Genomic DNA, 20,397 nt, shown 5'->3' on the forward strand with positions numbered 1-20,397 from the left:
CATTACTGTCTTTGAGGTAATCAATGAGTATGAAAGGTCAAGAAACCCGTGGGTTCCAGTCTGAAGTCAAACAACTGCTTCATTTGATGATCCATTCGCTGTACTCCAATAAAGAAATCTTCCTGCGTGAGCTGATTTCCAACGCCTCCGATGCGGCGGACAAGCTGCGTTTCCGCGCGCTTTCCAAACCGGAACTGTATGAAGGTGATGGCGAGCTGCGTGTGCGTCTGTCTTTCGACAAAGAGAAGCGTACCCTGACGATTGCCGATAACGGCATCGGTATGAGCCGCGAAGAAGTGATCGAAAACCTGGGGACGATTGCCAAATCGGGTACCAAGGCCTTCTTAGAGTCTATCGGCTCCGATCAGGCGAAAGACAGCCAACTGATCGGTCAGTTCGGCGTGGGCTTCTACTCGGCGTTCATCGTGGCGGACAAAGTTACCGTGCGTACCCGCGCGGCCGGTGCTGCGGAAGATCAAGGGGTGTACTGGGAGTCTGCCGGTGAAGGTGATTACACCATCGCCGATATCAGCAAGGCCGATCGCGGCAGCGAAATTACCCTGCACCTGCGTGAAGGCGAAGACGAATACCTCGACGGCTGGCGTCTGCGCTCGGTGATTGGTAAATATTCCGATCACATTGCACTGCCGGTAGAGATTGAAACCAAGAATGAAGAAGACGGCACCGTCACCTGGGAGAAAATCAACAAGGCGCAAGCGTTGTGGACTCGCAGCAAAGCTGACGTGACCGAAGAAGAGTACAAAGAGTTCTACAAGCACATTGCCCATGACTTTACCGATCCGCTGAGCTGGAGCCACAACCGGGTGGAAGGTAAGCAGGAGTACACCAGCCTGCTGTACATCCCGGCCCAGGCGCCGTGGGATATGTGGAATCGCGATCACAAACACGGCCTGAAGCTATACGTTCAGCGCGTGTTTATCATGGATGACGCCGAGCAGTTCATGCCGAACTACCTGCGCTTTGTGCGTGGCCTGATCGATTCCAACGATCTGCCACTGAACGTTTCGCGTGAAATCCTGCAGGACAGCCGTGTTACCCAGAACCTGCGTGGCGCGCTGACCAAACGCGTGTTGCAGATGTTGGACAAGCTGGCCAAAGACGACGCGGAAGCCTACCAGAAGTTCTGGCAGCAATTCGGTATGGTACTGAAAGAAGGCCCAGCGGAGGACGGCGGCAACAAAGAGGCCATCGCCAAACTGCTGCGCTTTGCTTCTACGCACAATGACAGCTCGGCGCAAACCGTCTCGCTGGAAGAGTACGTTGGCCGCATGACCGAAGGCCAGGACAAGATTTACTACATCACCGCCGACAGTTATGCCGCCGCCAAGAGCAGCCCGCACCTGGAGCTGTTCCGCAAGAAAGGCATCGAAGTTCTGCTGCTGTCTGACCGTATCGATGAGTGGATGATGAGCTACCTGACCGAGTTTGACGGTAAGGTGTTCCAGTCGGTCAGCAAAGCGGATGAAGCGCTGGATAAACTGGCGGATGAAACCGAAGAGCAGAAAGAGGCCGAGAAGCAGCTGGAGCCGTTTATCGAGCGGGTCAAGACGCTGTTGGGTGAGCGCGTGAAGGACGTGCGTCTGACGCACCGCCTGACGGATACCCCTGCCATCGTCACCACCGATGCCGACGAGATGAGCACCCAGATGGCCAAACTGTTTGCCGCTGCGGGGCAGGCTGCGCCGGAAGTGAAGTATATCTTCGAGCTGAACCCGGAGCATGCGTTGGTCAAACGCGCATCCGATGTGGGCGATAACGAACAATTTGCCGAATGGATCGATCTGCTGTTGGATCAGGCCCTGCTGGCAGAGCGTGGGACGCTGGAAGATCCAAACCAGTTTATCCGCCGCATGAATAAGCTGTTGTCCGCTTAATCAGCAAAATACGCCCCAGACCTTAGGGTTTGGGGCGTAATCTCTTCTATTCCCGTCAAATTTTTCTCCTGCTTGCCTCGTTTCAGCCCGATCTTTCCGCAACCGATTTCCTCTCGCTACCTTGAGCCACCCCCCTCAGAAATGGTAAGGTTGAGTGTTTTCGAAATTTAATAAAAACTCAAACCCGATAGACTTCCGGCCGCGGCCCGAAGAATGAAGGGAAATACATAGCAAGGGGATTTACGCAATGCGTATCATTCTGCTGGGCGCTCCAGGCGCTGGTAAAGGCACTCAGGCTCAATTCATCATGGAGAAATACGGCATTCCGCAAATCTCCACGGGCGATATGTTGCGCGCAGCCGTTAAGGCCGGTTCTGAGCTGGGCAAAAAGGCGAAAGAAATCATGGACGCCGGCAAGCTGGTGACCGATGAGCTGGTTATTGCGCTGGTCAAAGAGCGTATTACCCAGGAAGACTGCCGTAACGGTTTCCTGCTGGACGGTTTCCCACGCACCATTCCACAGGCCGATGCGATGAAAGAAGCCGGCATTAAAGTGGATTACGTGCTGGAGTTCGACGTGCCGGACGAACTGATCGTCGATCGTATCGTTGGCCGCCGCGTGCATGCGCCATCTGGCCGCGTGTACCACATCAAATTCAATCCGCCGAAGGTAGAAGGGAAAGACGACGCCACCGGCGAAGAGCTGACCACCCGTAAAGACGATCAGGAAGAGACCGTGCGTAAGCGCCTGGTGGAATACCATCAGATGACCGCGCCGCTGGTGTCTTACTATCATAAAGAAGCCGAGGCGGGTAATACGTCTTACCACAAGATTGATGGCACCCGTAAGGTGACGGAAGTGAGCGCTGAGCTGGCGGCCATTCTGGGCTAATCGGTGTCAAGGCTGTAGAAAACGCTGGGCTTGCGGTTGCTGCCCGGCGTTTTTTTTTGCCGCTTCATGCTAGGTTATCAGTGCTACCGTTTCGCTCGACAGGAAGAGCCGCATGTCCAGGCAGACAAATTTTTTGCAAGAAGCGACCGCGCGCCAGATCGTGCAACGTGCGATGAGCATCATTCACCATTCGGTCAACGTGATGGACAGCAACGGCGTCATTATTGCTTCCGGCAACGCCTCGCGCCTGTATCAGCGCCACGAAGGGGCGGTATTGGCCCTGACCGAAAACCGGGTGGTGGAGATTGATGAGGCAACGGCACACTATCTGAAGGGCGTGCAGCCCGGCATCAATCTGCCGTTCAGCTTTCGTAATCAACTGGTGGGAGCGATTGGGGTTTCCGGCGATCCGGCCCAGGTGCGAGCCTATGGTGAGCTGGTGAAAATGGCGGCAGAGCTGATGGTGGAACAGGCTGCGATGCTCGATCAACATCAGTGGGAAAAGCGTTACCGGGAAGAACTGGCCAACCAACTGCTGCAAGGGCACAGTGAACCTGGTTCGCGCGAGGCGATGGCGGCCTATTTAGAGCTGGATCTGCAACAGCCACGCATTGTCTGGCTGCTAGAGCTGTATGAACCGCAGCCGCAGGTACTGAGAGGCTTGCTGGCAGAGCTGGAGATCACCCAGCGTGAGGCGCTGATCACCATGACCAGCTTTAATGAACTTGTGCTCTTGCGCCCGGCCTGTATGAAACAGGGCGTGTGGGACGTACAGCAGGAGCGCAAGCTGGCCCAGCAGCTCCAGCATGAGATCCAGCAACGCTTTGGCCTGCGGTTGATCGTCGGGGGCTTTTACAGTGGTGAGGAGGGCGTCTATCGCTCCATTCAGACCGCAAGAGCAGTGCAAACCATGGCGCACCGTCTCAAACTGGTCCAGCACACGCTGTTTTATGATGACTACCCGCTGCCCTCGCTGCTGTGCGATTTAGGAGAGGATTGGCGAGCGCAGGAGCTTTCACGGCCCTGGCGGCAATTGAGCGCCCAGGATGAAAAAGGGATGCTGAGAAACACGCTGCGCCACTATTTCAATCAGAATTGTGACCAAACCAAGACTGCGGCACAGCTGCATATTCACGTTAACACCCTGCGTTACCGCCTACAGCGCGTAGAAAAAACGACTGGCCTGAAGATCAACCAATTGGCGGACGTCTTGCAACTGTATATCGGGATGTTAATGCAGGATTGAATTGTGTGAATGCACAAAATAACGTTGTTTTTTACCCTTTTGTTTGTGTCTATCGCTAAAGAATTTCCGATGTCGGCAGGGTATGGTATTCACTAACCGATGCAGTGGCATCCTCTGAAGATTAAGGCGCTGTCGATGAACACCCTACAGAAAGTGGTAATTGCCCCCGACTCCTTTAAAGAGAGCCTGAGTGCTCAGGGTGTCGCAGAAGCGATCGAGCGTGGTTTCCGGCAAATCTATCCGCAGGCGCACTATGTGTTGCTGCCCATGGCGGACGGAGGCGAGGGCACCGTCGATGCGATGGTGGCCGCTACCGGTGGGGAAATCATCAATGTGCAGGTTAGCGGGCCGCAGGGCAAACCTACAGCAGCATTTTATGGTCTGCTGGGGGAAGGGAAAACCGCAGTGATCGAAATGGCAGCCGCGTCCGGGCTGCATCTGGTGGCGGGTGACGAACGCGATCCGTTAGTGACCAGCAGTTTTGGCACCGGTGAGCTGATCCTGGCGGCACTGCAACAAGGTGTAGACTCGATCATCTTGGGGATCGGCGGCAGCGCAACCAACGATGGCGGGGCGGGCATGATGCAGGCGCTGGGCGCTAAGCTACTCGACCACCGCAATCAAGAATTACGGCCCGGTGGTGCGGCGTTGGCGCAACTGGCGCATATCGATCTCAGCCAACTGGATCCCCGCTTGCAGCAGGTGAAGATCACGGTAGCCTGTGACGTGGATAACCCGCTGTGTGGCGATCACGGGGCTTCAGCAATCTTCGGCCCACAAAAAGGGGCCACGCCGGAGAAGGTGCGGCAACTGGACAAGGCGCTGCATCATTACGGCACGCTCCTGGAGCAGAGCACCGGGCGCAAGGTATTGCAGGTGCCCGGCTCGGGTGCTGCCGGGGGCATGGGAGCGGCACTGATCGGTTTTCTGGCAGCTGAGCTGCGGCCAGGCATCGAAATCGTAATCGAAACGCTGCATCTGGAAGACGCGGTACGTAATGCTGACTTAGTGATCACTGGCGAAGGGCGGCTCGACAGCCAGTCGATCCACGGCAAAACCCCGATCGGCGTTGCGCGGGTAGCCAAGCGCCACCAATTACCGGTGATTGCCATTGCCGGTAGCCTGTCAAAAGACTATCAGGTGGTGCATCAACACGGCATCGATGCCGCTTTCTCGGTGATCGACCGCATCGTGACGCTGCCAGAGGCGCTGGCGGACGCGGCCCATAACCTGGAAGTCACGGCGCGCAACGTGGCTGCCGTCTGGCAGTTGGCGCAAAAATAACCCCCGTTTTACCTGTTACTGATATAGGTTCCGGTCCGGCGCTTTTCCGTTACAATAGGCCGCATGAGTGGCTGTTAATACGCTGAGAAATAACAGGGTATTTGCCGGGAAGGACAAGGGGATCGGAATGAAACAAGAGAAACACGGGGTATTGCTGGTGAATCTGGGGACGCCAGAGGCACCTACCCCGCAGGCGGTAAAACGCTATCTGAAAGAATTTCTCAGTGACAACCGGGTGGTCGACACTGCGCCGCTGATCTGGTGGCCAATTCTTAACGGCATCATTCTGCCGATCCGTTCACCGCGTGTGGCAAAGCTTTATCAATCTGTCTGGATGGACGAAGGTTCACCGTTACTGGTCTACAGCCGTCGCCAACAGCGGGAGCTGGCGGCGCGTATGCCGAATACCCCGGTGGAACTGGGTATGAGCTACGGATCACCCAGTCTGGCACAGGCGATCGACAGCCTATTGGCACAGGGCGTGACCAATCTGGTGGTGTTGCCGCTGTATCCGCAATATTCGTGCTCGACCAGCGCCGCAGTCTGGGATGGTGTTGCGCGGGTGCTGAAAGGCTATCGCCGCCTGCCATCGATTGGCTTTATCCGTGACTATGCCGAGCACCCAGCGTATATCCTGGCCTTGCAGCAAAGCGTTGAGCGGGCGTTCGCCGAACACGGTAAGCCCGACCGCCTGGTGATGTCGTTCCACGGTATTCCCAAACGCTACGCCACGCTGGGTGATGATTATCCGCAACGTTGCGAAGATACCTACCGCGCGTTGGCGGCGGCCATACCGCTGGCCCCAGATCGGGTGATGATGACCTATCAATCGCGCTTCGGTCGGGAGCCCTGGCTGACGCCGTACACCGACGAAACCCTGAAGAGTCTGCCAGCGCAAGGCGTGAAGCATATCCAACTGATCTGCCCCGGCTTTTCTGCGGATTGCCTGGAAACGCTGGAGGAGATCAAAGAGCAGAACCGCGAAATCTTCCTGGAGGCGGGTGGCGAGAAGTTTGAATACATCCCGGCACTCAATGATGACGCCGCCCATATCGATATGATGCAACAGCTGGTGGGGCAACGCCTGTAATCAAGCCGGCTTTTCACCGCTCGGCTGGCAAAATGCTCACGTGAAAACGCAGCAATCAGGCAGGAATGTGCTAACATTCCTGCCTGTTCACCGCAACTCACCGCCAATCACATGAAATTTCCTGGTAAACGTAAATCCAAACATTATTTTCCGGTCAACGCTCGCGATCCGTTATTGCAGCAGACACAGCCTGAAAATGAAGTCAGTACCTCTTATGTCGTCGGTATCGATCAGACGCTGGTGGATATCGAAGCTAAAGTGGATGACGCGTTTGTCGAACGCTACGGACTTAGCCTGGGCCATTCGCTGGTCATTGAAGACGACGTTGCCGAGGCGCTGTATCAGGAACTGAGCGACAATAACCTGATCACCCATCAATTTGCCGGTGGCACCATCGGTAACACCCTGCACAACTACTCGGTACTGGCGGACGATCGTTCCGTGCTGCTCGGCGTGATGTGCAGCAACGTCAAAATTGGCAGCTATGCCTATCGCTATCTGTGCAACACCTCCAGCCGTACCGATCTCAACTACCTGCAAGCGGTGGATGGAGCCATTGGCCGCTGCTTTACGCTGATTAGCGAGAGCGGCGAGCGCACCTTTGCCATCAGCCCAGGCCAGATGAACCAGCTACGCCCGGAAAGCATTCCTGAAGAGGTGATCGCAGGGGCTGCCGCGTTGGTACTGACCTCCTATCTGGTGCGTTGCAAACCCGGTGAACCCATGCCGGAAGCCACCAGGCAGGCGATCACGTTTGCCAAAAAGCATGATGTGCCGGTGGTGCTGACGCTGGGCACCAAGTACGTCATTGCGGATAATCCGTTGTGGTGGCGTGATTTTCTCAGAGAGCATGTCTCCATTCTGGCGATGAACGAAGATGAGGCGTTGGAACTCACTGGGTTGAGCGATCCGCTGATGGCCTCAGAGATGGCATTGGACTGGGTAGATTTGGTGTTGTGTACCGCTGGGCCAAACGGTCTGTATATGGCAGGTTACACCGAAGAGGCCAACAAGCGTGAAACCCAGCATCCGCTGTTGCCGGGCCATATCGCCGAGTTTAACCGCTTTGAATTCAGCCGTGCGATGCGCCGTGCAAGCTGCGAAAACGCGCTCAAGGTCTATTCGCATATCGCCCCGTATATGGGCGGCCCGGAAAAGATCATGAATACCAACGGTGCGGGCGACGGTGCGCTGTCTGCGCTGCTGCATGATATCGCCGCTAACGGCTATCACCGTAACAACGTGCCAAACTCCAGCAAGCATGTGCGTAGCTACCTGACCTATTCTTCATTGGCGCAGGTCTGCAAATATGCTAACCGCGTTAGCTATCAGGTACTTAACCAGCACTCTCCACGTTTGACCCGTGGGTTGCCGGAGCGGGAAGACAGTCTGGAAGAGTCTTACTGGGAACGGTAACCAACAACCGGTAAGAGCGCTGTTTTAGCGCTCTTACCGGCTTAATGGCGTCAGATTGGGCAGGCGGCCAGTTTCTCTTCGTCCGACAGCGAATCGAGCTTGAGGATATTCAACATGCTGTTGGCGATCTCGCGTTCACCCATCACCACCTGATCGGCACCCCGGTCGGAAATATACGAAACCTCGTCGTCGTAATGAGCGCGGGCGATAATCTCCAGAGTAGGGCGCTTGGTGCGGGCCGAGGCCACGATCTCACCGGCTTCATAACCGTTGGGAATGGTCAGCAGCAGCCAGCGTGCGCAGTCGAGCCGCGCCAGTTCCATGATCTCGGGATTGGCCGCATTGCCTAACACCGCTTTGATCCCTTGAGCGCGCAGCGCTTCAACCCGTGGGCGAGAGTTTTCTATCACCACCATCGACACGCCTTCTTCGGTCAGCTTTGCCCCTAACAGGCTGCCAACACGACCATAACCGACTACGACGGCATGATTGCAGATATCGACCGGGATCTGCTTCTCTTCCTCCACCGCTTCTTCCAGGATCTGATCCTCGATGGTTTCCGTCTTGGCCAGATAGCGTTCCAGCAAGGTAAACAGCAGCGGGTTGAGCATGATTGACAGGATCGCCCCGGCCAGCACCAGATTGCGGCCATGCTGATCCATCATGCCTAGCGTGACCCCCAATCCGGCCAGGATAAAGGCGAATTCACCAATCTGTGCCAGGCTGGCGGAAATGGTCAGCGCGGTACGCTTGGAGTGACCGAACATTTTGACCAGCGCGAAGGCCGCCACCGATTTACCAAACAGGATAATCGCCAGCGTTGCCAACACCGCCAGCGGTTGGTTGATCAGGATCATCGGATCGAACAGCATACCGACCGAGACAAAGAACAGCACCGCAAAGGCGTCACGCAGCGGCAGCGTATCGTGTGCTGCGCGGTGGCTCAGTTCCGATTCGTTCAGCACCATACCGGCAAAGAAGGCACCCAGGGCAAACGAGACGTCAAACAGGCCGACAGCGCCGTAGGCAATACCCAGCGCCAGTGCCAACACTGCCAGCGTAAACAGCTCGCGCGAGCCGGTACTGGCGGTTTTTGCCAGGATCCAAGGCACCACTCGGCGGCCAACGATAATCATCAGCGCGATAAAGGCGATAACCTTGCCAATGGTGATGGCCAGCTCGGTGAGCAGCTGTGTGGTGCTGGCGGTATCGCTGTTGAGCATATTGGCAAACGCCGGCAGCAGCACCAGGGCCAACACCATGGCCAAATCTTCGACAATCAGCCAGCCGATGGCGATCTGCCCGCGTTGGCTGTCGATCAGTTGCCGTTCTTCCAGGGCGCGCAGCAGTACCACGGTACTGGCGGTGGACAGACACAGGCCGAACACCAGGCCGGAAACCAAATCCCAGCCCATCAGTTTGGACAACCCCATCCCCAACACCGTCGCGACGGCGATTTGGGCAATGGCCCCAGGGATAGCGATATTTTTTACAGCGAGGAGATCTTTAAGCGAGAAATGGAGACCAACACCGAACATCAGCAGGATCACCCCAATCTCCGCGAGTTCCGGCGCTAACGAGGTATCAGCGACGAAACCGGGGGTAAACGGGCCGGCAAGAACGCCTGCGGCCAGATACCCTACCAACGGGGAGATGCGCAGGCGGTTTGCCAGCATTCCGAAGAGGAAGGCGAGTACTAACCCTCCAACAATAGTGGTGATCAAGGGTGTTGAATTATGCATCCATACTCCTCTGGTTGTGCTCACGGGTGTTACGAAAGGATACATTTAGTTTATTGCATTTGTGCTTTCATTGCTTAGCTAATTTAGGGTTTTTTGTAAAAAACCAGACTATTCGTCTATTTTGGCAGAAGGAAGGGGAATTATGGCGTAATTGACCGGATTAAATGGGGTTTCGGAGTGGATAACCCGGTTTAACTTCTGCGCTAAACCGGGGTTGTATCAGGGTTATTGCTGGTTATGCTCCATATTTGGTAGCAATGCGGTGATAATGCCGATAAGCGGCAGGAATGCACAGATTTGATAAACCAGCTCGATGCTGGTCAAATCGGCGACATAACCAAGAACTGCCGCACCTAACCCGCCCATACCGAAAGCAAAACCGAAGAATAGCCCGGAAACCATCCCCACTTTGCCGGGGATCAGCTCCTGCGCATACACCAGAATGGCCGAGAAGGCCGAGGCCAGAATAACCCCGATGATCACCGTCAAAACCCCGGTCCAGTAGAGAGAAGCATGGGGTAAAGCCAAGGTAAAGGGAGCAGCACCCAGGATGGAGCCCCAAATGACATATTTACGTCCAAACTTATCACCCAAAGGCCCGCCAATGATGGTTCCTGCCGCTACGGCAAACAGGAAGGCAAACAGATGGAATTGGGCATTCTGTACCGAAACGCCGAACTTATGTATGAGATAAAAGGTGTAATAGCTACTAATGCTCGCCAAGTAGAAGTATTTGGAGAAGATCAGCACCAGCAGGATGCTTAAGGAGAACACTACGGTACGTTTTGGCAGCGGTTTGACCAGAGAAGCGGCTTTTGGCTTGCCTTGGGCCGCCCGATGTTGCTGCTTATACCATTTACTGACCTGCAACAAGACCACAATGGCCAGCAGCGTAGCCAGTGAGAACCAGGCGATATTGCCCTTGCCGTAGGGGGCAATAATCAGCGCGGCCAACAGCGGGCCGAGGGAACTGCCGAAGTTGCCGCCCACCTGGAACAGCGACTGGGCCAAACCGTGCCGTCCACCGGATGCCATGCGCGCCACGCGGGATGACTCAGGATGGAATACGGAGGAACCGGTGCCCACCAAAGCGGCCGCCAGCAGCACCAGAGGGAAAGTGTTGGCCACCGAAAGCAGCAGTAAGCCCGACAGGGTGAATCCCATGCCGATAGGCAGCGAATAAGGCTGCGGGTGTTTATCGGTGTAATAACCAATCAGCGGTTGTAGCAGTGAGGCGGTGAGCTGATAGGTCAGGGTGATCATCCCGATCTGCACAAAGCTGAGGCTAAAATCGGCTTGCAAAATCGGGTAAATCGCCACGATCAGCGATTGCATCATATCGTTGAGCAGGTGGGAAACGCTGATAGCACCGAGAATAGAGAACGCCGTGCCTTTGGCCGCGCTGCGGGTTACCGGTGGAATGTCCGTTTCACTACGGTCAGTCATATTATTATTAGCCTGGTAAGTGAGAGGAGAAAGCTGACATCTTATAACGTTCATCTTTCGTCCGACAACGGGGTAGCAGATTCTCTCTCGATCATTATGTGCTATTGGGAGTGCCGATAAAATTCGAACCGGCCGTGCCTTTCCGACATAATTTGACGTATGTCGCAAAAATTTGAAATTAGTTGCAGCCGATTCGCGTTACAATTTCGTCCTTATCAAAAAATACCCATTATTAACCATGGAGATCTGCCATGCGCTTTTCGCTTCACACCTCCGCATGTGCGTTGGCTGTTTCCCTGACGTTGTTTTCAGGAACAGTCAGTGCTTGGGAAAAGGATAAAACCTACGATATCACCATCCTGCACACCAACGATCATCACGGCCATTTCTGGCAGAACGATCATGGCGAGTACGGCCTGGGGGCGCAAAAGACGCTGGTGGACAGCATCCGTCAGGAAGTGGCGGCGAAAGGCGGTAGCGTGCTGTTGCTGTCCGGTGGGGACATCAATACCGGCGTGCCAGAATCGGATTTGCAGGATGCAGAACCCGATTTCCGTGGCATGACGCTGATCGGCTACGACGCGATGGCGATCGGCAACCACGAATTCGACAACCCGCTCAGCGTGTTGCGCCAGCAGGAGAAGTGGGCTTCTTTCCCGCTATTGTCCGCCAACATTTATCAAAAAAGCACTCAGCAACGCCTGTTCAAGCCTTATGCCCTGTTTGAAAAGCAAGGGGTGAAGATTGCGGTGATCGGCCTGACCACCGATGACACTGCAAAAATCGGCAACCCGGAATACTTTACCGATATCGAATTCCGTGTTCCGGCGCAAGAAGCCAAGCAGGTGGTGGAACAGCTGCGCAAAGATGAAAAGCCGGACGTGATTATCGCCGCTACCCACATGGGCCACTACGACGATGGTAACCATGGCTCTAACGCGCCGGGGGACGTGGAGATGGCACGTAGCCTGCCTACGGGCTACCTGGATATGATTGTCGGTGGGCATTCGCAAGATCCGGTCTGTATGGCGAGTGAAAACCACAAACAGGTGGATTACGTACCGGGCACGCCTTGCGCGCCAGATCGCCAAAACGGTACCTGGATCGTCCAGGCTCACGAATGGGGTAAATACGTTGGTCGTGCCGACTTCCAGTTCCGCAACGGCGAACTGAAACTGATGCATTACCAACTGATCCCGATCAACCTGAAGAAAAAGGTAGAGAAAGCCGACGGCACCAGCGAGCGGGTGTATTACACCCAACAGATCCAGGAAGATCCGTCGATGATGAAGTTGCTGACGCCGTTCCAGGACAAGGGCAAGGCTCAGTTGGAAGTGAAGGTGGGCAGCGTCAACGGCAAACTGGAAGGGGATCGCAGTAAAGTCCGCTTCGTGCAGACCAACCTTTCGCGCGTGCTGTTAGCTGCACAGATGGAACGCGCCAACGCAGACTTTGCCGTGATGAGCGGTGGTGGCGTGCGTGACTCGATCGAGGCCGGTGATATCACCTATAAAAACGTGCTCAAGGTGCAGCCGTTTGGCAACACGCTGGTGTATGTCGAAATGAAAGGCAGCGAGGTTGAGCCATATCTGGCAGCGGTAGCCAATATGAAGGTGGATTCCGGGGCCTATGCGCAGTTCGCCAACGTCAGCCTGGTGGCGGACGGCAAAGGCGTTAGCGACGTCAAGATCAAGGGAGAACCCTTACAGGCAGACAAGACCTATCGTATGGCGACACTGAACTTCAATGCCCTGGGTGGCGATGGTTATCCGAAGATTGATACCCTGCCAAGCTACGTCAATACCGGCTTTATCGATGCGGAAGTGCTCAAGCAGTATATCGAAAAGCACTCACCGCTGGATGCTGCGGCGTACGAGCCTAAAGGCGAGATCGTTTACAAGTAAGGTACTAGGCCGTTGCTGAGTAAGGTAACGGCCTACTGTGTTCAGTCCCGTTTGGCGATCTCGGCGAAGGTGCCGGACAACAGACGGCACAAATCGCTGGCCGCCAATTCAATATCCAACCCGCGTTTGCCGCCTGAAACGAAAATGGTGGCAAACTGTTGCGCTGGGCTGTCGATTACCGTGGGCAAACGTTTCTTTTGCCCGAGTGGGCTGATCCCGCCGACAAGATAACCCGTCACCCGTTGAGCCACTGTCGGATCGGCCATTTCGGCTTTCTTGGCCCCTAGCGCTTTCGCCACCTTCTTCAAATCCAACTGGGTCGCTACTGGCGTTACCGCAACGGCCAGGTTTTTCGCGTCACCATTGAGGGCCACCAACAGCGTTTTGTAGACCTGTTCGGCGTTCAACCCCAGCTTTTTTACCACCTCGTCACCAAAGTTGGTTTCTTCGCTATCGTGGTGATACGCGTGGAGGGTGAAGGCCACCTTTTGTTTTTCAAGCAGAACCACTGCGGGTGTCATAATTTCTTTTCCAAAACTGTGGGAAGTTGTCATCGGTGGCAACGAAACGATAAAAATGGAGCCGAATGAGCAACCTGTGCCAAGGAGGATGAAAGGCAGTTGCCAATAGGTTCGTCAGGTTGCTACCCTGTCTATTGTAATCGTTAACACGGTTACAATGCGTATAACTAAAATATGAAAAATTCCTCTTTGACTGGCCAATAGCGATATTGGCCACTTTTTTATCGTGCCTGCAGCATGGCCGGTAAATTGTCTTCGCCATACAGATGCAAAGCGCCGACCGCCACCACATAGTTGCCCGGCGGTAACGCTTCCAGCTTTTGCTGCCAGTGGCGATTGCGGCGGTGCATCAAGACGTCGTACAACTCGGCACTGAAGGTGGAGGGTAGCGTTTCCAACGTGGCGTTCGGTTTGGCGTCCAGCCACCAGCTCACCATGGTTTGCAGCAAACGGGCGTTGGTGTGCCAGTGCTCTAACGTATCGTGCAGCAGGGCCATACCGCCTTCTGGCAGTTGTTCCAGCATGCTTAGCTGTTCTTCGGCCCCTTCCAGTTCGATCACTGGCATCTGCTGTACTTTAGCGGCTTGCAATAGCTGATAATCAATTCCGTATTCGGCGCGTAAACCCAGCCGCTGTGCCTGCCGCGCTTGCATCATCAGCGCTACCTGCCAGCCGGGAAGGGCAGAGAAGCTCTCTACATCCGCCCCCAGCTCCTGGCATAGCACCCGTAACCGTTGGAATTCTTCATCGCCAAGACGCTCTTCAAGTTCGAGTTGGGGTTCAGCGTGGCCAAATGGCGAGGAGGAGCCGGTTATATCGGCCTCAACGATCAGCGCATCGGCCTGGCGCAGGCGTGTTGCCAACCGGGCAGGCAGGGGCGACATATCGACGGTGCCCATATGAATGCTGCCGACCAAATGCAGTTGGCGATTTCCCGTTAGCTTGATGTCCAAGGCCGGGTAGGTGTAGCTCTGCGGGGAAATAATACCGAGAAAGGTAGCAATGCGGCGTAACAGTTGACCCATACAGCGTGGCTCCTGATCCTTTCCACCAGCGTGCAGGATGGCTGCTGGCTTTTCCCCATGCTAAACGCTAAGTGGCTGACAATAAAGCCCGAGGGCAGAGGAATTATCTCAAAAGGCCGGAGCGCGATGGGTTGCGCCCCGGTTGAGGGTTACTGCTTGGGTTTAAAACGCAGCAATCGGTTGGCGTTGCTGACCACGGTAATGGAGGAGAGTGCCATTGCCGCGCCAGCGACCACTGGGCTGAGCAGGGTGCCCGTCAGCGGATACAGCACACCGGCGGCAATGGGAATGCCAAGTGCGTTGTAGATAAATGCCCCGAGCAGGTTCTGCTTCATATTACGCAGCGTTGCCTTCGACAAGGCCAGCGCGTCCGCCACGCCGTTCAGGCTGTGACGCATCAGGGTGATCGCCGCAGTTTCGATGGCGATATCACTGCCGCCGCCCATGGCGATCCCGACATCGGCCTGAGCCAGAGCAGGGGCGTCGTTGATGCCGTCACCGACCATCGCTACCCGGTGGCCCTGAGCCTGCAACTGCTTGATCGCTTCGGCCTTACCGTCGGGTAACACGCCAGCAATCACGCGGTCAATACCGGCCTCTTTGGCAATCGCGTTGGCGGTTACCGGGTTATCGCCCGTTAACATCAACAGTTGATAGCCTTGCTGATGCAGGCGCTGTAGCGCGCTCACGCTGTCACTGCGTAACGGATCGCGGATGGCGATCAGCGCGGCAGGTTTGCCGTTGGCGGCCAGCAGCACCGGCGTGATACCGCGTTCAGCCTGTTGCTGTATCTGCTGCGTGAGCTCATCGGTCGCGATCTGATTCTCTTGCAACAGCTTGGCGTTACCCAGCAACAGCTGTACGCCCTCAACCTCACCGCTGACGCCGGAGCCGCGCAACGTCCTGAATTGCTCTACCGTAGGCAGTGTCTGCCCTTTAGCCTGTTCGACGATGGCACGGGCCAGCGGGTGGTTAGCCCCTTGTTCCAGTGCTGCGGCCCAACGCAAGGCCTGCTGTTCATCCACTTGGTTAAAGGTGATGATTTCCACCACGCGCGGCTGGCCTTCCGTCAGAGTACCGGTTTTATCGAACACCAACGTATCGAGATTGCTGGCCTGCTGCAGCGCATCGGCGTCACGCACCAGCACGCCAAACTCCGCGGCCCGGCCAACGCCAGAGATAATTGACATCGGCGTTGCCAGCCCCAAGGCGCAAGGGCAGGCGATGATTAGCACCGTGGTGGCGATCACCAGGGTGTAGACCAACTGCGGTTGTGGGCCAAAGAAATACCAGATGGCGGCGCTGAACAGGGCGATGGCGACCACGGTGGGCACAAATACCGCCGAGATGCGGTCTGCCAGCTTACCGATTTCCGGTTTGCTGCTTTGCGCCTGACGCACCAGCTTGATAATACGTGCCAGCGTGGTTTGGGTGCCAATGGCCGCCGCGCGAAACAGTACGCTGCCGTCGTCTACCACCGTACCAGCATGCACCGTATCGCCGACGCCTTTTTGCTGCGGCAACGCTTCGCCGGTCAGCATGGCTTCATCGATCCACACTTCGCCCTGCACGATCTCGCCGTCAACCGGGATGCGATCGCCAGTCGTCAGGCGCAAGGTCATGCCCAATTGCACCTCTGCCAGCGGGATACTTTGCTCCCCCTGTTCTGTGACCAGCCTGGCGGTTGGCGGAGTGAGATCCAGTAGCCGTTCCAGCGCCTGGGAAGAACGCTGCCGCGCGCGCTGCTCCATGGCATGACCAAGGTTGATCAGGCCGATGATCATCGCGCTGGCTTCGTAATACAGGTGCCGTGCCTCCATGGGGAAGAAGTCTGGCCACAGGTTGACGCTGATGGAGTATAACCAGGCGGCACCTGTCCCCAAGGCGACCAGCGTATCCATAGTGGCGCTGCCGTTCATCAACGATCGCCAGGCATTGCGGTAGAAGTGGCCACCGGCAAACACCATCACCGCCAGAGTAATGATGCCGACTATCAGCCACGGCCGCTGGGTTTCTGGCGTCAGCGACATACTGCCGCCAAACACGCCCCAGGCCATCAACGGCACGCCCACCGCCAAGCCTAATGCGGCCTGCCAACGGAAACGTTTCATATTAGCCTGTGCGGTTTGCTGTTGGCGTTCACGGCGCTTGGTTTCGTCCTGGATCATCTCTGCGCCATAGCCAGCTTTCTCTACCGCCGCGACCAACGCCTGCGGTGTGGCTTTACCGGTGATCAGTGCGCTGCGTTCCGCCAGGTTTACCCGCGCCAGCTCAACGCCCGGGACGTTCTGTAACGCCGTCTGGACTTTATTGACGCAGCTGGCACAGGTCATGCCGTTGAGCAACAGTTGGATGCTATCGTCAGTCTCGCTTGCCGGAAGTGAAGAGGGGGCCGCTGCCTGGGTTTCCGGCAAGGTTGGGGCAGATTCAGTCAGCGGCTCAGTTTTTGGGTGGCTATTGGCTCCCGCCTGGCTGGCGTGATAGCCCGCATCCTCGACCGCTGCGATGAGCTGTTCTGGAGTGGCATCGCCATAGACTTTGGCCCCCTCAATGGTCACGTCGGCGGCGATCACGCCCGGCACCGCTTCCAGCGCTTTACGGGTGCTGCCCACGCAATGCATGCAGGAGAGGCCGGAAAGTTGTAACTCGGTGTCTGCCTGATGGGCGATTTCTGCCTGGTAGCCAGCGGCAACGACGCTGTCAATCAGCTCGGTAGCCGGGGCTGCACCGGTGATTTTAGCGTAGTGAACGTTGACGTTGGCCTGTTCGACGTCCGCGCGACTTTCCAAGGCTTTTTTCACCTTTTGCGCGCAGTTCATGCAGGAGAGCCCCTGCAACGCCAGCACGGTAGTTTGTGACATGATGGTTTTCCTCGCAAAATAATGGCGGTGGACCGCCTAGGTTCTTTTGATTGAGAATGATCTTAAACCTTCCAGCAAGGGGAAGGTCAATAGAATATTATTTTGATAGAAAAGGATTTGTATTAACGCTGTCTACAACTCGGCCACGCTCCGACATCAGGCCCGAATTTTGCGGGGTTTTCTTTGGGTATAAAAAAACCAGCCCGAAGGCTGGTTTAAGCGTCTTAGCAATATTTTACTTCATGTTGTTCGCTGACCACATCCCCGTGATTGGTCGGGCAAACAACGCCAGCACAGCGATAAGGCTCACTTCAATGGAGATTGACCAGCAAATGTGGCCGATCAGTTCACTCCAGAACTCATACCCATTCAGGTTCCAGAGCCAGCCAGTTTCACCTGAGAGATAGGCGGGATGCCTGAATCCTAGCGCCGGGATGAGGAAACCGTGCATGACCAGCGTGATCACAATACCGTAAGCCGCACCATACCAGAGCCTGATTTTGGGCGTATAAGCCGAAACCAGAACGTAAAGGCCCGCAAAGATGAAGCTGAACATCCAGTGATAAAGCATCACTGCGCCGGGGATCGTTACGCTCTGATAAACATAATCCATAGAATGGGAGTTAATTCCCAGCCAGCCAAGCCAGGCATCAATGTTAAGGGCGGGCGGCGATGCCTCACCGACGATGCGCGGCGGCATATTAGCCTCTGAGCCTGACTTCACCAGCGAACTGATCGCGCCACCGATGAAGGTTGCCCACAAAAAAATACGTAAATTAACTTTACTACAAATGTTCATAACTCCACGTCCGTGAAAAGGAAAAATGAGGTTTGATTATATGTTACGAGCGTGTTGCTGCGTATTACTGAAAGCATCGAGATATGACAATCTTTTCAGGTACAGCCCCGTCAGGCGATATACGGACTGTATTTGGTGAGTATTTGCCTTGTGTCTTCGCCCCCGTTGCCGCAACCCTATTTCCCAGGAGGTTGACGATATTATCAAAACGTGGGGATCCGGACGGATGCGATAAGTTTAAATCCTCTTGCTAGCATGTCCCTGCGTCCACAGATAGAAGGTCAAAAGGGGGTAATTGGGGAGTAATGGGGTTATAATTTATTGAGTTACTACTGTCACTTGGGTGCAGTGGGGTACATGGACCTTCCTGCAAGGGTAAGGTCAAGGGGGATAAAGTGAATATCAGCGACGTTGCCAAAAAAACCGGTTTGACCAGCAAAGCCATCCGTTTTTATGAAGAGAAAGGATTGGTGACCGCCCCGATCCGTACGGACAACGGCTACCGCAGCTACAGCGCCAGGCATATTGAAGAACTGACGTTATTGCGCCAGGCTCGCCAGGTGGGGTTCAACCTTGACGAGTGCCGTGAACTGGTCGCGTTGTTCAACGATCCGGCGCGGCACAGTGCCGATGTCAAAGCCCGCACGCTGCAGAAAGTCGCCGATATCGAAAAGCACATCAGCGAACTGGGGGAAATGCGCCAACGCCTGCTGGCGCTGGCGGATCAATGCCCTGGCGATGAAGGCGCAGAGTGCCCGATCATTAATAATCTGGCAGGCTGCTGCCACCAAGGCTAGCGGATAATGGCGCGGATCACCAAGGTGGTGCCTTCGACCGCCACCACTTCAACTTCGGTGCCGATTGGCAGATCCTCATTGGCTTGCGCGCGCCAACTGCTGTCGGCGATATTGATGCGGCCATGGCCGTTATGCATCGCCTCGGTCAGCGTGGCGCGGGTGCCGATCAGTTGACGGTTGCGCTGGTTGAGTACCGGTGAACCGCTGGTTGCCGTTGGCCGCTTGCGCAGCCAGTACCACCATAGATAGGCCACGGCGATGGTCATCACGGCAAACAGCGAGCCTTGCCACTCCCAACTCAACTCCGGCAGCAGCCAGATAATCACCCCGACAATCACCGCAGAAACGCCGCTCCACAGCAGATAGCCGCTGGCACCGAGCATTTCCGCGGCCAACAGCAGCCCGCCTAGCGAGATCCAGAACCATTGTGGGTTTGCTGCGATCTGTTCCAGCATAATTACTTACCTTTGCTGTCTTTCAGCAATTCAGTAATACCGCCGATAGAGCCCAGCAGGCTGCTGGCATCCAGCGGCATCATGATCACTTTGCTGTTATTGGCCGAGCCAATCTTCTGCAATGCGTCGGTGTATTTCTGGGCTACAAAGTAGTTAATCGCCTGGATATTACCGGTGGCGATCGCGTCAGATACCAGTTGGGTTGCCCGTGCTTCTGCTTCGGCGGCACGTTCACGCGCTTCTGCCTGCAAGAACGCCGACTGGCGCTCGCCTTCGGCTTTCAGGATCTGTGATTGCTTATCCCCTTCGGCGCGCAAGATCGCGGCTTGGCGTACCCCTTCCGCTTCCAGAATGTCGGCACGTTTGGTTCGTTCGGCCTTCATCTGGGCGTTCATCGCCACAATCAGTTCGGCCGGTGGACGAACGTCACGGATTTCGATACGGGTAATTTTGACGCCCCAAGGGTTGGTGGCCTCATCGACGATATGCAGCAGGCGGCTGTTGATACTATCGCGCTGTGACAGCATTTCGTCGAGCTCCATGGAACCGAGCACGGTACGGAAGTTGGTCATGGTCAGGTTAACGATCGCCTGCTCGAGGTTACTGACCTCATAGGCGGCACGAGCCGGATCGACCACCTGGATAAAGCAAACGGCATCGATTGACACGTTGGCGTTATCGCGCGAGATAATTTCCTGGGAAGGGATATCCAGCACCTGCTCCATCATATTGATCTTGCGGCCAATACGATCCATAAAAGGCACTACCAGGTTTAAACCCGGCATCAGCGTTTTGGTATAACGGCCGAAGCGCTCTACCGTCCATTGGAAGCCTTGCGGGACAATTTTGATGCTTGAAAAGACGATAATCAGCGCGACAACGATCACGATCGGAATAATGGTAAACATGGCACAACCTCCTGTCAGACATATTGCTAGATATTACGCCAGTGACAGAGGGAATGCCTAATACATCACCAGGATAAGACTGTTTTTTGCAGAAAACCTCAGGATCTCACGGCGAA

General features: G+C 55.6%; 16 protein-coding genes. 8 read left to right on the forward strand and 8 right to left on the reverse strand.

All coding sequences use genetic code 11. The features are described from left to right. Positions 1 to 29 precede the first annotated feature (29 nt). The 6 genes from htpG to KGP17_RS06440 all read left to right on the forward strand — a co-directional run bounded on the left by htpG (position 30) and on the right by KGP17_RS06440 (position 7,823). On the forward strand, positions 30 to 1,895 hold the full coding sequence (htpG, locus tag KGP17_RS06415) for a molecular chaperone HtpG (protein WP_037375256.1): 1,866 nt from the start codon (positions 30 to 32) through the stop codon (positions 1,893 to 1,895). A gap of 247 nt (positions 1,896 to 2,142) precedes the next feature. After that, a complete protein-coding gene (gene adk / locus KGP17_RS06420; RefSeq protein ID WP_021805452.1) occupies positions 2,143 to 2,787 on the forward strand; it encodes an adenylate kinase in 645 nt (214 codons plus the stop codon). Positions 2,788 to 2,899: 112 nt separating this feature from the next. Next, complete coding sequence (locus tag KGP17_RS06425; protein WP_223499050.1) at positions 2,900 to 4,033, forward strand: sugar diacid recognition domain-containing protein; 1,134 nt, start codon at positions 2,900 to 2,902, stop codon at positions 4,031 to 4,033. Positions 4,034 to 4,168: 135 nt separating this feature from the next. After that, positions 4,169 to 5,317, forward strand: a complete 1,149-nt coding sequence (locus tag KGP17_RS06430) for a glycerate kinase (RefSeq protein WP_059200035.1) — start codon at positions 4,169 to 4,171, stop codon at positions 5,315 to 5,317. 127 nt (positions 5,318 to 5,444) lie between these two features. Continuing rightward, the gene (hemH, locus tag KGP17_RS06435) at positions 5,445 to 6,407 is read left to right on the forward strand and encodes a ferrochelatase (RefSeq protein WP_024484413.1); all 963 of its coding nucleotides are present in this window, start codon (positions 5,445 to 5,447) and stop codon (positions 6,405 to 6,407) included. A 111-nt stretch (positions 6,408 to 6,518) separates the two neighbouring features. Next, on the forward strand, positions 6,519 to 7,823 hold the full coding sequence (locus KGP17_RS06440) for an inosine/guanosine kinase (RefSeq protein ID WP_223499051.1): 1,305 nt from the start codon (positions 6,519 to 6,521) through the stop codon (positions 7,821 to 7,823). 50 nt (positions 7,824 to 7,873) lie between these two features. Here the strand turns inward: KGP17_RS06440 and ybaL are convergent, their stop codons facing one another. Further along, entirely contained in the window at positions 7,874 to 9,565 is a 1,692-nt protein-coding gene (ybaL, locus tag KGP17_RS06445; protein ID WP_024484415.1) for a YbaL family putative K(+) efflux transporter, read from the reverse strand. Between the two features lie 225 nt (positions 9,566 to 9,790). Beyond that, positions 9,791 to 11,011, reverse strand: coding sequence for an MFS transporter (locus KGP17_RS06450; protein ID WP_223499052.1), 1,221 nt, complete (start codon positions 11,009 to 11,011; stop codon positions 9,791 to 9,793). A gap of 251 nt (positions 11,012 to 11,262) precedes the next feature. Here KGP17_RS06450 and ushA point away from each other — a divergent pair, with 251 nt between their 5' ends. Further along, entirely contained in the window at positions 11,263 to 12,915 is a 1,653-nt protein-coding gene (gene ushA, locus KGP17_RS06455) for a bifunctional UDP-sugar hydrolase/5'-nucleotidase UshA (RefSeq protein ID WP_223499053.1), read from the forward strand. Between the two features lie 41 nt (positions 12,916 to 12,956). Here ushA and ybaK read toward each other — a convergent pair whose 3' ends face one another. From ybaK to KGP17_RS06475, 4 genes are all read right to left on the reverse strand, one after another. Continuing rightward, positions 12,957 to 13,436 carry a Cys-tRNA(Pro)/Cys-tRNA(Cys) deacylase YbaK gene (gene ybaK / locus KGP17_RS06460; protein ID WP_021805445.1) on the reverse strand — a complete coding sequence of 160 codons (480 nt, stop codon included), beginning with the start codon at positions 13,434 to 13,436 and terminating at the stop codon, positions 12,957 to 12,959. A gap of 221 nt (positions 13,437 to 13,657) precedes the next feature. After that, positions 13,658 to 14,461, reverse strand: a complete 804-nt coding sequence (locus KGP17_RS06465; RefSeq protein WP_223499054.1) for a TraB/GumN family protein — start codon at positions 14,459 to 14,461, stop codon at positions 13,658 to 13,660. A gap of 149 nt (positions 14,462 to 14,610) precedes the next feature. Then, a complete protein-coding gene (gene copA / locus KGP17_RS06470; RefSeq protein WP_223499055.1) occupies positions 14,611 to 17,322 on the reverse strand; it encodes a copper-exporting P-type ATPase CopA in 2,712 nt (903 codons plus the stop codon). 235 nt (positions 17,323 to 17,557) lie between these two features. Next, positions 17,558 to 18,121, reverse strand: coding sequence for a DUF1440 domain-containing protein (locus KGP17_RS06475; protein WP_021805442.1), 564 nt, complete (start codon positions 18,119 to 18,121; stop codon positions 17,558 to 17,560). A 395-nt stretch (positions 18,122 to 18,516) separates the two neighbouring features. Here KGP17_RS06475 and cueR point away from each other — a divergent pair, with 395 nt between their 5' ends. After that, positions 18,517 to 18,918, forward strand: a complete 402-nt coding sequence (gene cueR / locus KGP17_RS06480) for a Cu(I)-responsive transcriptional regulator (RefSeq protein ID WP_209528395.1) — start codon at positions 18,517 to 18,519, stop codon at positions 18,916 to 18,918. Here cueR and KGP17_RS06485 read toward each other — a convergent pair. Beyond that, complete coding sequence (locus KGP17_RS06485) at positions 18,915 to 19,373, reverse strand: NfeD family protein (RefSeq protein ID WP_021180097.1); 459 nt, start codon at positions 19,371 to 19,373, stop codon at positions 18,915 to 18,917. The two genes, cueR and KGP17_RS06485, sit on opposite strands and share 4 nt — an antisense overlap. A 2-nt stretch (positions 19,374 to 19,375) precedes the next feature. Then, complete coding sequence (locus KGP17_RS06490; protein ID WP_021180096.1) at positions 19,376 to 20,281, reverse strand: SPFH domain-containing protein; 906 nt, start codon at positions 20,279 to 20,281, stop codon at positions 19,376 to 19,378. Between the last annotated feature and the right edge of the window lie 116 nt (positions 20,282 to 20,397).

Source organism: Serratia sp. JSRIV001, assembly GCF_019968745.1.
Lineage (GTDB): Bacteria > Pseudomonadota > Gammaproteobacteria > Enterobacterales > Enterobacteriaceae > Chania > Chania fonticola_B.

Coding starts and splice junctions, on each gene's coding strand:
- KGP17_RS06450 (WP_223499052.1), bottom strand. CDS start 11,011: ATGACTGACCGTAGTGAAACGGACATTCCACCGGTAACCCGCAGCGCG.
- KGP17_RS06475 (WP_021805442.1), bottom strand. CDS start 18,121: ATGAACATTTGTAGTAAAGTTAATTTACGTATTTTTTTGTGGGCAACC.
- KGP17_RS06430 (WP_059200035.1), top strand. CDS start 4,169: ATGAACACCCTACAGAAAGTGGTAATTGCCCCCGACTCCTTTAAAGAG.
- htpG (WP_037375256.1), top strand. CDS start 30: ATGAAAGGTCAAGAAACCCGTGGGTTCCAGTCTGAAGTCAAACAACTG.
- ushA (WP_223499053.1), top strand. CDS start 11,263: ATGCGCTTTTCGCTTCACACCTCCGCATGTGCGTTGGCTGTTTCCCTG.
- KGP17_RS06440 (WP_223499051.1), top strand. CDS start 6,519: ATGAAATTTCCTGGTAAACGTAAATCCAAACATTATTTTCCGGTCAAC.
- ybaL (WP_024484415.1), bottom strand. CDS start 9,565: ATGCATAATTCAACACCCTTGATCACCACTATTGTTGGAGGGTTAGTA.
- adk (WP_021805452.1), top strand. CDS start 2,143: ATGCGTATCATTCTGCTGGGCGCTCCAGGCGCTGGTAAAGGCACTCAG.
- copA (WP_223499055.1), bottom strand. CDS start 17,322: ATGTCACAAACTACCGTGCTGGCGTTGCAGGGGCTCTCCTGCATGAAC.
- hemH (WP_024484413.1), top strand. CDS start 5,445: ATGAAACAAGAGAAACACGGGGTATTGCTGGTGAATCTGGGGACGCCA.
- KGP17_RS06485 (WP_021180097.1), bottom strand. CDS start 19,373: ATGCTGGAACAGATCGCAGCAAACCCACAATGGTTCTGGATCTCGCTA.
- KGP17_RS06465 (WP_223499054.1), bottom strand. CDS start 14,461: ATGGGTCAACTGTTACGCCGCATTGCTACCTTTCTCGGTATTATTTCC.
- KGP17_RS06490 (WP_021180096.1), bottom strand. CDS start 20,281: ATGTTTACCATTATTCCGATCGTGATCGTTGTCGCGCTGATTATCGTC.
- KGP17_RS06425 (WP_223499050.1), top strand. CDS start 2,900: ATGTCCAGGCAGACAAATTTTTTGCAAGAAGCGACCGCGCGCCAGATC.
- ybaK (WP_021805445.1), bottom strand. CDS start 13,436: ATGACACCCGCAGTGGTTCTGCTTGAAAAACAAAAGGTGGCCTTCACC.